Source organism: Campylobacter troglodytis (assembly GCF_006864425.1).
GTDB lineage: Bacteria > Campylobacterota > Campylobacteria > Campylobacterales > Campylobacteraceae > Campylobacter_D > Campylobacter_D troglodytis.
Map to the genome: position 1 here is coordinate 21,343 of NZ_QHLI01000032.1, position 11,093 is coordinate 32,435.

At 36.9% G+C, this 11,093-nt stretch carries 7 protein-coding genes, 1 tRNA gene and 1 pseudogene; 4 read left to right on the forward strand and 5 right to left on the reverse strand.

Features of this window, described 5'->3' with window-relative positions; translation table 11 throughout:
- Positions 1-3: 3 nt before the first annotated feature.
- The 4 genes from DMC01_RS07655 to DMC01_RS07670 all read right to left on the reverse strand — a co-directional run bounded on the left by DMC01_RS07655 (position 4) and on the right by DMC01_RS07670 (position 6,191).
- On the reverse strand, positions 4-1,806 hold the full coding sequence (locus DMC01_RS07655) for a biotin/lipoyl-containing protein (protein WP_142693658.1): 1,803 nt from the start codon (positions 1,804-1,806) through the stop codon (positions 4-6).
- Between the two features lie 162 nt (positions 1,807-1,968).
- Positions 1,969-3,357: a sodium-dependent transporter gene (locus DMC01_RS07660; protein ID WP_142693659.1), complete on the reverse strand. Its 1,389-nt coding sequence runs from the start codon at positions 3,355-3,357 to the stop codon at positions 1,969-1,971.
- 862 nt (positions 3,358-4,219) lie between these two features.
- Positions 4,220-4,675, reverse strand: a complete 456-nt coding sequence (locus DMC01_RS07665) for an ankyrin repeat domain-containing protein (RefSeq protein WP_142693667.1) — start codon at positions 4,673-4,675, stop codon at positions 4,220-4,222.
- 67 nt (positions 4,676-4,742) lie between these two features.
- The gene (locus tag DMC01_RS07670) at positions 4,743-6,191 is read right to left on the reverse strand and encodes a catalase (protein WP_142693660.1); all 1,449 of its coding nucleotides are present in this window, start codon (positions 6,189-6,191) and stop codon (positions 4,743-4,745) included.
- A gap of 238 nt (positions 6,192-6,429) precedes the next feature.
- Between DMC01_RS07670 and DMC01_RS07675 the strand changes: the two genes are divergently transcribed.
- The 4 genes and pseudogenes from DMC01_RS07675 to DMC01_RS07690 all read left to right on the forward strand — a co-directional run bounded on the left by DMC01_RS07675 (position 6,430) and on the right by DMC01_RS07690 (position 9,430).
- Positions 6,430-6,747 (forward strand): F0F1 ATP synthase subunit C, encoded by a 318-nt coding sequence (locus tag DMC01_RS07675; RefSeq protein ID WP_142693661.1) that lies wholly within the window; start codon positions 6,430-6,432, stop codon positions 6,745-6,747.
- Positions 6,748-7,180: 433 nt separating this feature from the next.
- Positions 7,181-7,266, forward strand: a tRNA-Leu gene (locus tag DMC01_RS07680).
- 343 nt (positions 7,267-7,609) lie between these two features.
- A pseudogene (locus DMC01_RS07685) lies at positions 7,610-8,347 on the forward strand (transposase).
- Between the two features lie 18 nt (positions 8,348-8,365).
- Positions 8,366-9,430, forward strand: a complete 1,065-nt coding sequence (locus DMC01_RS07690; protein WP_142693662.1) for an LTA synthase family protein — start codon at positions 8,366-8,368, stop codon at positions 9,428-9,430.
- 1,482 nt (positions 9,431-10,912) lie between these two features.
- Here the strand turns inward: DMC01_RS07690 and DMC01_RS15960 are convergent.
- Positions 10,913-11,044, reverse strand: coding sequence for a hypothetical protein (locus tag DMC01_RS15960; protein ID WP_282432283.1), 132 nt, complete (start codon positions 11,042-11,044; stop codon positions 10,913-10,915).
- Positions 11,045-11,093: the final 49 nt, after the last annotated feature.

Here is an 11,093-nt window from a genome sequence, read left to right on the forward strand (position 1 = left end):
TCCTTATTTGTAAATAGCTAAATTCTGCCCCTCGCTGACACTATCAGCCATCTTTACGCAAAGACGATCTATAATGCCATCCTTTGGTGCATTTACCTCAATCTCCATCTTCATAGCCTCCAAGACAAAGACGGTTTGACCTGCCTTAACCTCATCCCCTTCGACCACAAGTATCTTAAATACATTGCCCGAAATACTAGCCTGAATTCCTTGTGCGTTTGCATCGACACTTGCTGCACTTGAAGTTTGTGAATTTGTGGGGCTTGTAGATTCTACTTTATTGACACTTTTAACGCTCACAGCTTCATCAAAGCCAGCTTGAACCTCTACATGGTATTTGCTACCATTTACTGAGACTGTGAATTTACTCTCATCAGCACTGACAGACTTTGGCATTTGTGAAATTTTACGCACATTTACCTTTGCCTCTCCCTTTAAAAAGGCTATGCCCTTCTCCTTACAAGCTGCTGCTATGAAGATATTTTCCTCGCTTGTCTCAATGCCTTCTTTTTCAAGCTCTTTTTTTGTAAATTCCAAGCTCTTGGTCTCGTCTTTATTGGCTAGATCAAGTGCCTTTTCCTTTGTGGGTTTTAGCTTTAATTGCTCACTTGCAAGCTGAACTACTTCTTTGTCAGGTGCCACTGGCGTTTTGCCAAAGTAGCCTAAAACCATTTTGCCGTAGCCATCTGCGATTTTCTTCCACTTGCCAAACATTACATTATTAAAGGCTTGTTGGAAATAAAACTGACTAACGGGGGTTACACTGGATCCAAAGCCTCCCTTTTCGACCACCTCACGCATAGCCTTGATCACCTCTGGGAATTTATCTAAGATCTTATTGTCCCTCATCATTTGAGTATTTGCAGTTAATGCTCCTCCTGGCATAGGAGAAAAGGGGATTAAAGGACTTACCATACTAGCCTCTGGAGGGAAAAAATAATCCCTCATACAGTCCTTAAACACCTCTTCATACTTTAAAATTCTCTCCTCATCAAGCCCACCAAGATCGTAATTTTTCCCCTTAACAGCGTGTAGCATAGTAAGTATGTCAGGCTGACTTGTGCCACCACTTACAGGAGCAGCAGCTAGATCAATTCCATCCGCACCTGCTTCAAGGGCAGCTAAATAACAAGCCACGCTTACTCCTGCTGTTTCGTGGGTGTGAAGTCTTAGATGGGTGCTACTTGGCAAATGCTTTCTTGCCATTTTTATGGTTTCATAAATTTTATTAGGATTTGAGGTGCCACTAGCATCCTTAAAACAGACACTATCAAAGGGAATTTCAGCCTTTAATATCTCTTTTAGAGATTTTTCATAAAAGGCTACATCGTGTGCTCCAAAACAACCAGCAGGAAGATCCATCAAGGTAACGACCACCTCGTGCTTTAAGCCGTGTTTTGTGATGCACTCAGCACTGAATTTAAGATTTTCAGCATCATTTAAGGCATCAAAATTACGAACTGTTGTGGTGCCGTGCTTTTTAAAAAGCTTGGCGTGTAAATCAATAAGCTCTGAGCTTCCTGTGTCAAGGGTTACTGTATTTACCCCTCTTGCTAGGGTTTGTAAATTTGCCTCTTCTCCAACAACAGCACGAAATTTATCCATCATCTCAAAGGCATCTTCATTAAGATAAAAATAAAGGCTTTGAAATCTAGCCCCCCCTCCAAATTCAAAATGCCTAAGCCCTGCTTCTTTTGCTGCCTCAACAGCTGGCAAAAAGTCCTCTATAAGCACCCTTGCACCATAAACGGACTGAAAGCCGTCTCTAAAACTTGTGTCCATAATGTCAATGAATTTCTTCGCCATAAGCTACCTTTTTAGTTTTTGTTTTAATTATACAAAGTTTTCATTATACTTTGCTTGAATTTTTAAATGAAAACTTACTAAATTCTTAATTTTGTGTAAAAAAATTTACACAGATATTTAAAAATCAAGCTTAGTTTAAAGAGCAAATTTGATCCCCTCACTTCAAGTTCCTACAAATTTAAACAAAACAAAGTTCCACAAATAGGTTAAAATTTGAGGAAAGAGGTTATTTAGGGCAACCAAGATAATAGCCAAGGGCGAGATGTAACGCAAGAAAAAATACCAAATTTCAAAGTAAATTCCACTCATATAGGGCTTGAAAAGTATTTGCAAGGCTTCTTTTTTAAGCACAAAGCCTGTAAATATGGCAGCACAAATGCCACCTATTGGCATAATAATATTTGATGAGAGGTAATCAAGGCAGTCAAAAAAGCTCTTTCCAAAAAGCGTCAAAGCCTCGCTAGTAGCTGAGATATAAGAAAATACGCACATCGTGCCTAGCACATACACTACAATGCCTATGTACACGAGGGCTTTGAGGCGGCTCATTTTGTAGGTGTTGATGAGATAAAAGGCGAAAGGCTCTATCATCGACACCGCGCTCGTTACGCCAGCAAAAAATAGCGAGAGGAAAAAGGCTACGGCTAGGATATTTCCTACAAGGCCTAGCTTTGCAAAGAGCGTCATTAGTGAGACGAAGATTAGCCCAGGTCCTTGCTGGGTAGGATCTGCACCAAATTCAAAGATAAAGGTAAAGACTATAAGCCCCATCATAAGTCCGATTAGTATGTTTATGATGATGATCCAAATGGTGCTAGTTATGAAATTTGTACGGTCTGGCAAACTTGCCGAGTAAGTCATAATGGTGCCAACTCCCAAAGACAAGCTAAAAAAGGCAAGTCCTAGGGCTGCAAGTATGGAATTTAGACTAAGGGCTGAAAAATTTGGCACAAACAAAAAGCTAGCTGCCTCCCCAAAGCCCTCTTTAGCAACTGCGTAAAAGAGCATTAAGCAAAGTAGGATGAAAAGAGTGGGCATCATATAGACATTTAGCCTTTCTATACCGCTTTTAATGCCCTTGCTAACAACCCAAAAGATAAAGAAAAAAACAAAGCTAAAACAAAGCATTTGCACCAAAGCTTCTTGACTGAGTAGGGTTTCAAAAGATTCTTTGCTTTGAGCCAACTCGGCTGGAAGAGTGCCAAAAGATACTACAAAATAGCGAACCACCCAGCCTATAACCACAAGATAAAAGCTAGCAACTATAATGGCTCCCGTCATAACCCAGCCAGCTAGGCTCCAAGCCGTCTTATGCGTGGGAGCTAGGCTTTTGTAGGCATTTACAGGGTCTTTTTCGCTAAGCTTTCCCATACTAAGCTCAGCCAAGAAGATCACAAAGCCAACGCCTAAGGTTAATATAAGATAAAGAAGCACAAAGGCTGAGCCGCCGTTTTGTCCCACGAGTGTGGGGAATTTCCACGCATTGCCAAGCCCTACAGCAGAACCAGCCACGGCTAAAACGAAGCCTATCTTAGAGAATTTTGAACTCAAAATTATCCCTTCTTTTTAGTCTTTTGTATATTTGTTAATTTTAACTTAAAAATTTAAGAAAGATCATTTACGATTTAGAATTTAAGCCAAAAATTCATAAAATTTTCATTAAAAAATCAAAATTTGCACAAAATTTCTAAGAAATACCACGCAAAGCTACTTAATGCCTTAAAAATTCAGGCTTGAAATCTTAAAATTTTCTAAAATTCACAAACAAGCTTAAAAATTCAAGGCTAAAAAATAAATTGAATTTTTATAAAGATATATTAAAGCTTAATTTAAATTTTTAAGATTTTTATTTTAGCAAATGATTAGCAAAAATATCTTTTGGATATACCTTATATATAGCCCTTTTTAACAAAAAAGTACATTTAACAAGACAAATTTTTAGGCTCAATTAAACTTAACAAGATTTTTTCTTATCAATTTTAATAAATTTTTATGAGAATGTTGTCCTAAAATTTTGCTACTATATCTCAATTTTGTTTCTTTTAAATGAGAGACAAAATTTTATTATTTGGCCATTAAATTTGGCAAGTTTAAATTTCGCAAAGCTCCTTTTGCTTAAAGTTACGAGCATTAGCGAAGTAAAAAAATTCATAATTTTATTTATGCGCTTGTGCCTCTTTGCAAACTCGAATTTGGCATACTTTACCATATAATGTATCTTTGCGCATTCTTGCAAAGGTAGGGACCTAAGAGACTTAAGTAAAAAATACCTTAAAATTCCTTAAATTATATCTGCTAAATTTGAAAATGGATTTTTGTTTTTCATAGGACTTAGCTTAAAAACCCTTTGATTTAAGTTTAATTGAGCCAATTTTTAAAGATTTTTTAAAGAGCCTCGAAACTGAGGCTCAACTTAGGCAAAACTAAGTAGTTTAGCAAATCTTTGAAATAAGCTAGGCTTTGCGTAGCTTAAAAGAAGCTTTAAGATTTCCTTCCTTCTAAACATTATGGCTGTGTTTATGGGGCTTAGCATAGAAGCACTAGCACCGTTAGGATTTGCACCCCTTTCTAGTAAAATTTTAGCTACCTCCTCGTAGCCCTTAAAACAAACCCCAGCAAGAGGCGTGTGTCCTTTATCATTGGTCTGATCTATATTTGCACCAAAATCAAGCAGTAATTTTACGCTTTCTATATTATTATGATAGCTTGCAAGCATTAAGAGTGTGTCGCCTTTGTGGTTGGCTAAATTCACATTCAAGCCGTTTTCAAGCATTATTTTTAAAGAATCTACATCGTTATTTCTAGCAAAGTCAAAAGACATCTTTACAAATTCTTGCATCTTTTCTTGTTCTTCTTGTGTTAAATTCATAGTTTTTTGCATATCAAACTCCTTAAAATGAGATGAGCCTTAAAGGCTCACCTTTACTTAGCAAGGCTTATTTTAATAGCTCTGCGATTCTGCCGCCATATTTTGCATCAGCCTTGTTAAAATGTTCTAATTGGATCTTAATGATCTTCTCATTTATACCCTTCATAGTTCCTGCTATGGTTTGGCAAAGCCTTTCTTTCTCATCAGCACTCATCAAGCGGTATAAATCCCCTGCTTGGGTGTAGTAATCATCATCATCCTCTCTGTAATCCCACTGACCTAGTCTCGCATCGCTTTGGAAGCTTAAAGGATCTAAGATAGGCTCTCTAAGCTGCCACTCATCGTTGTAGCCGCTTAAAACGCTTGGCTGATAGTTTCTAGCTGCTCCATAAGCACCATTTGTCATATAGCCATCGCGAACTGTTGTGCTAAGGGCTGCATGTTTTGGTGAATTTACAGGGATTTGATGGTGGTTTATACCAAGTCTGTATCTATGAGTATCCCCATAAGCAAAAAGCCTACCTTGTAATAATCTATCTGGGCTATAACCAATGCCAGGCACTACGCTTGCTGGGTTGAAAGCTGACTGCTCTACCTCGGCAAAGTAATTTTCTGGGTTTTGATTAAGAGTCATTGTACCTATCTCAATGAGTGGATAGTCCTTATGACTCCAGGTCTTTGTTACATCAAATGGATGGAATCTATAAGTTTTCGCATCAGCTTCTGGCATTATTTGAATAGACAGCTTCCAGCTTGGATAATCCTTTCTTGCAATGGCATCAAAAAGATCCCTTTGATGAGAGTCCATATCCTTGCTTCTAAGCTCGGCTGCTTCTTCGTTTGTGAGGTGTTTCATACCTTGATTTGTATGGAAGTGAAATTTAACCCAAAAACGTTGATTCTTGGCATTTATAAGGCTAAAAGTGTGGCTTCCATAGCCATTCATATGTCTGTAACTTGCTGGAATTCCTCTATCTCCCATAAGATAGGTAACCATATGCAAGGACTCAGGGGTTTGACACCAGAAATCCCACCATCTTTCAGGCTCTTGCACATGGGTTTTTGAATCTCTTTTTTGGCTGTGTATGAAATCAGGGAATTTATAAGGATCTCTAATGAAAAAGATAGGTGTGTTATTTCCCACCAAATCCCAATTTCCCTCTGTGGTGTAAAACTTAACCGCAAAGCCTCTTGGATCGCGAACCGCATCTGCACTTCCTTGTTCTGGTGCAACTGTTGAAAACCTTATAAACATAGGGGTTTTTGTGCCTTTTTTAAAGACAGCTGCCTTTGAATATTGAGAAATATCAGCAGTAGCCTCAAAGACCCCGTAAGCTCCGCTACCACGAGCGTGAACCACTCTTTCTGGGATTCTTTCTCTATCAAAGGCTGCAAGCTTTTCTAAATACCAGGTATCTTGCAAAAGCAAGGGTCCTCTTGGTCCTACGCTCATTACATTTTGATTGTCTCCTACAGGACGGCCTGTAGTTGTAGTTAATGACCTAAAATCTGCCATTGTTTGTCCTTTCAAATTAGTTTTAAGCTTAACGCTTAAAAATTATTATACAATAAAAATTATTAATTACTTATATTTTTTACAAAAATTTATCAATTTTTGCACTTTTTGGAATTTTATAAGTCAAATTTTAGAAAATTCACAAAAAATTTGCTATAATTTTCAAGTCGTTTTGCTAGGTTTTAAGTAGGGATACGCAAGCCGAACTAGCCTTGCAAGGTGGCAGAAAGGATACATTATGAAAAAATTTCTCTTACTAGCGTTCGCATTTGTGGGCGTAGCGTTTGCCCATGAGGGTGGGCTTGATTCTGAGGGCTTCATCAAAGCCTTTTCTGTTCTAGCAGCTGGCGTGGGACTTGGTGTAGCAGCACTTGGTGGGGCTATCGGTATGGGACACACAGCAGCAGCGACCATCGCGGGCACAGCTAGGAACCCAGGACTTGGCGGTAAGCTGATGACAACGATGTTCATCGCCCTTGCGATGATAGAAGCACAGGTTATCTACGCACTTGTTATCGCTCTAATCGCACTTTATGCTAATCCATTTGGAGTGTGAGGCTTTTTATTCAAGCTTTGTGAATTTTGTGTTAGAAATTCACACAAAGTTGTGTTTTAGCACTGTGTAGCTTGACTGAATTTGATTAAAATTTATTCAAGCTGTCTTTGCCCTTTTGAGATACCAAAATTAGCGTATCTTCAAAAGGGCTTTTTGAATTTATGCTTAAATTAAGTTTGTTTCTTTCGTAAAAAGAGTTGATTTTTAAATAAATTTTGTCTTTTAAATAGCTTAGAAGGCAAAGTTAAAGCACAGTTAAAAATATTTCAAGGAAAAAGCATTTTTTAACTAGTATCATTTTGGCAATGACAAAAATACCTTTGTGCAAAACTTTTGCGTAAATTTAATCTTTTTGACAATGTCCAAGTTTTCAAATGAACCTTCCTTGAATTTTTAGACTAAAATTTCAAAAGTTTTGAAATTTTAGCTTAATGCGGTTATGGTGGAATTGGTAGACACGCTATCTTGAGGGGGTAGTGCGCTTTGCGTGTGCGAGTTCAAATCTCGCTAACCGCACCATTAAAAATTAACTTATATCGCATCTAGCGACATTTTGCAAACCAAAGATAAGAGATCAAATTAAAGACCTCAAGCTTGGCTTAAATTTTATTTAATCTGCTTTTATTCTCAACTTGTTTCCCAAAAAGTTTGCTAACTTTTCGCTAATTTTGAACTATTAATTATAAAGCTTTGTGAATTTTTTGAATTTTCAGTGATATTTGAGTTTTTTCTTATAATTGCATTAGGCTCAATTAAACCTAAACTCTAATAAAAGAGCTTTAAGTTATGATATTATCGATGAAAAAACAAGCATATTGATAGTTTCAGAATTTCAGAGGATAAATTTAAAGAATTTTAAAGTATTTTGTTGCTTAGTTACATTCGCAACCTTACAAGAATCTTAGATCTTAAAGCCATAAAAATTACAAAAATTTGTCATATTTCACACAATTTTTTATCTAAGATTGTTAAGCAACTTAGAATCTTAACCCTTAAAGAATGTGAAAAAATATCTAAAACGCAAGGCGAAATCGAAGTTGATGAGAGTTATTTTTTACAACGCTAGGCTCGTAACTGCTTAGTAGAGGGTGCTAAAAGAGTGCGTGGCAAAAGAGTGCTAGGAGCATTTAAAAAAATGTCTGTGTTTTTACTTTACACTATGTGTCTTGTAACTTGGCAAGAAGGGATGTTAAAACATTAGCATTTATACTCAAGTAGTATTGTCCAATAACGAGCTTTTGTCTATTTTACCTAGCTTTACAGACTTAGAATCTAGCACAATTTATAGCGATACTTGGAAAGCTTATGATGGCTTGGTGGATTTTTTGCTTCGTGTTACGCGTTTTGTAACTTTACAAGAAGGTGCTAAAGAACATTTAGAGTAAAACACTCAAAAAATGAGTTTAGCTAAGAATCACATAAATGCAATTGTGAATTTCTAGGGCTTTGCTAAACATAGACTTGCTAAATTCAAAGGCATTAAAAAAGAAAATTTCTTGTTTCACTTAAAAGAAACGCAATTAAGACGAAAATTCAAGCTCAAGCTTTGTATAAAATCTTGCTAAAAATGATAAGGCAAAATCCGCTTAAGTTTAATTGAGCCAAAGACTTCACCTTTGTGAATTTTTTATCGGCTCAAAACGGCACAGCACCTAGCTTTGCCTCGCTATTTTTTCTTTCACCCAGTGCAAATTTAAGCCTTAGTAGGGTGAAAAATAAGCTTCTTCCTTTAACTCCCTTTGAGCTTTATAAAAAGGCAGGCTATGAGCTAGTATTCATCACCTCAGGAAACAGGGCTTGGCAAAATTTAGGAGATTATATGAATACGCTTGGCGTTAATGATGTGTATGATAGTAATTTTTTAACAAGGCATTATCCGCAAAGCAAGGATTTTCAAAGTGTGTATGGGGTGGGCGATGAATTTGCCTATAAATTCGCATTAGAGCTTTTATCAAAGACTACAAAGCCTTTGTTTATAGTGATTTTAACTACCTCAAATCACCCACCTTACTCCCTGCCCTTGAATTTCAAAGCACCATCTTACAAGCTAGAAAGCAAAAAAGCCTTTTTCTCGCAAGAAAGTAGGGAAAAAATTCACAAAAGCCTAAGTGCATTTAGCTATGCTAGCAATGCCTTTGGCGAGTTTATTAAGAGTATTAAAGCAAGCTCTTTTGAGGATAGCACAGTAGTGGCTATGAGTGGGGATCATATTTATAGGGACTTAAAGGCTTATGAAAATCCTGTGTTAAATCACGCCACACCTTTTTATCTATATGTGCCAAATGCTTACACAAAAGACTTTGAGGCAAGAAAATTTGACTTTGAGCCACATAAATTTGGCTCTCATAAGGACATCTTCCCTACACTTTACGCACTGAGCCTAAATGAGTGCGAATTTCTTTCTTTGGGAGGGCGAAATCTTTTTGATACAAAATCAGATGAACGCTATAACTTTGCCTACAACGGCACATTGTGGCTTGATGAGGAGGGCATTTATCTAAGAGGGATTAAAGAGGGCTTTTTTTACAAAGACACAGCGGGCAAAAAGGCTTTTTTTGTGAATTCAAAGGACAAAGAAAGCTTTGAGCTTACTTTGCAAAAGGCTGAATTCTTTGACAAATATGATAATTTAGATCGCTTGCAGCTTAATTACAGACTTTTTAATTATCAAGCTTCAAATTAGAAACGAGCTTAAAGCCTTGAATTTTAAGGGGCTTTTTTAAAAAGGCACTGTTTTTTATCTAGAGTGTGCTAAGTATCTATCCTTGCTATATTTTAAGTAAAGATATGTAGCAGAGCTTTTGGTGTAACCACATCAAGAAGTTCTAAAACGAATTTTTGTCATTCTAAGAGAATGCAAAGCATTTTAACAAAATTGTCATATTGACTGTGTGCTGAGTATTCAAAAACACCGACATTTGTCATACTGAGGAGCGACCGAAGAATCCAAAAATAAAAGCGTGGATTCTTCGCTTTCTGCGAAAGCTTGCAATGACAAGGATGAGACTCTTTGTCATACTGAGTGCGTGCTAAGTATCTCGTAATTCAAAAAGAGATATTTCATTTGCTACGAAAACTCAATATGACAAAAATTCCAAAAGGGATTCTTCGTTTGTTTTGCAAACTCAATATGATAAAAATTCCAAAAGAGCTTCTTCATTTGCTACACAAGCTCACAATGACAAAAGCAAAAATTGTAATGCTGGGCAAATGCAAAGCATTTTAACAAAATTGTCATATTGACTGTGTGCTGAGTATTCAAAAACACCGACATTTGTCATACTGAGGGAGCGACCGAAGAATCCAAAAATAAAAGCGTGGATTCTTCGCTTTCTGCGAAAGCTTGCAATGACAAGGATGAGACTCTTTGTCATACTGAGCGCGTACTAAGTATCTCGTAATTCTAAAAGAGATATTTCGTTTTCTACGAAAACTCAATATGACAAAAATTCTAAAAGGGATTCTTCGTTTGTTTTGCAAACTCAATATGACAAAAATTCTAAATAGGGATTCTTCGTTTGCTACACAAGCTCACAATGACAAAGGCAAAAATTGTCATACGAAGCGAAGCATTTTAACAAAATTGTCATATTGACTGTGTGCTGAGTATTCAAAAATACCGACATTTGTCATTCTGAGGGAGCGACCGAAGTATCTCAAACACCGCTTTGTCATACTGAGAGCAAAGCCCGAAGTATCTCATATATTGTAGCAAATAGAGATATTGTGGCTTAATATGACAAGCTATCTTGTCATTCATTTGTCATTCTGAGAGCAAGGCCCGAAGTATCTCAAAATGACAAGAAAAGAGATTCTTCGTTTACTTTGCAAACTTGCAATGATAAAAGCAAAAATTGTCATTCTGAGGAGCGACCGAAGGATCCAAAAATAAAAACATGGATTCTTCGCTTTCTGCGAAAGCTTGCAATGACAAGGATGAGACTCTTTGTCATACTGAGCGCGTGCTAAGTATCTCGTAATTCAAAAAGAGATATTTCGTTTGCTACGAAAACTCAATATGACAAAAATTCCAAAAGGGATTCTTCGTTTGCTACACAAGCTCACAATGACAAAGGCAAAAATTGTAATGCTGGGCAAATGCAAAGCATTTTAACAAAATTGTAGTATTGACTGTGTGCTGAGTATTCAAAAACACCGACATTTGTCATACTGAGGGCAAAGCCAGAAGTATCTCAAACACCGCTTTGTCATACTGAGAGCAAAGCCCGAAGTATCTCATATATTGTAGCAAATAGAGATATTGTGGCTTAATATGACAAGCTATCTTGTCATTCATTTGTCATTCTGAGAGCAAGGCCCGAAGTATCTCAAAATGACAAGAAAAG

What these genes read in the sequence shown, in the direction of transcription:
- DMC01_RS07655 (WP_142693658.1), bottom strand. Translation starts at nt 1,806, where the DNA reads ATGGCGAAGAAATTCATTGACATTATGGACACAAGTTTTAGAGACGGC.
- DMC01_RS07665 (WP_142693667.1), bottom strand. Translation starts at nt 4,675, where the DNA reads ATGAATTTAACACAAGAAGAACAAGAAAAGATGCAAGAATTTGTAAAG.
- DMC01_RS07670 (WP_142693660.1), bottom strand. Translation starts at nt 6,191, where the DNA reads ATGGCAGATTTTAGGTCATTAACTACAACTACAGGCCGTCCTGTAGGA.
- DMC01_RS07675 (WP_142693661.1), top strand. Translation starts at nt 6,430, where the DNA reads ATGAAAAAATTTCTCTTACTAGCGTTCGCATTTGTGGGCGTAGCGTTT.
- DMC01_RS15960 (WP_282432283.1), bottom strand. Translation starts at nt 11,044, where the DNA reads ATGAATGACAAGATAGCTTGTCATATTAAGCCACAATATCTCTATTTG.